Annotated in this window: 1 protein-coding gene; it reads right to left on the bottom strand. The window is 70.8% G+C overall.

From position 1 onward, the window contains the following. The coding region (locus tag LCI23_RS20475; RefSeq protein WP_224948280.1) for a hypothetical protein at nucleotides 1-463 on the bottom strand (463 nt) is incomplete at both ends.

Below are 463 nucleotides of genomic sequence, written 5' to 3'. Positions count from 1 at the left end.
TCTGGCGCACCTGCACCTGTCCGGCGGCATAGCTGCCGGGCGCCAGCGTGAAGCTGCTGCCGCTGCCCGCGGTCCAGCTGCCACTGCTGCTGGTGCGGTATTCCCAGCCGGCGGCATCGGGGGCCAGGCCGACGTTCACCGTGCCATCGCGGCTCAGGCCGTCGCTGGCGCTGGATCCGGTGTCGTTGGCCAGGACCAGGGAAGGCGCGTCCACACCCTGGTCGATCGTGATGGCGGCGCTATTGCTGGCGGCAGTGCTGGTATTGCCGGCGATATCGGTCTGGCGCACCTGCACCTGCCCGGCGGCGTAGCTGCCCGGGGCCAGCGTGAAACTGCCGCCGCTGCCCGCGGTCCAGCTGCCATTGCTGCTGGTCCGGTATTCCCAGCCGGCGGCATCGGGAGCCAGGCTGACAGTCACCGTGCCGTCGCTGCTCAGGCCATCGCTGGCGCTGGATCCGGTGTC

Source organism: Massilia sp. MS-15 (genome assembly GCF_020176695.1).
Classification (GTDB): domain Bacteria; phylum Pseudomonadota; class Gammaproteobacteria; order Burkholderiales; family Burkholderiaceae_D; genus Telluria; species Telluria hydrophila.
The sequence above is the reverse complement of the archived record's forward strand: the minus strand, read 5'-3'. Positions and strand labels throughout refer to the sequence as shown.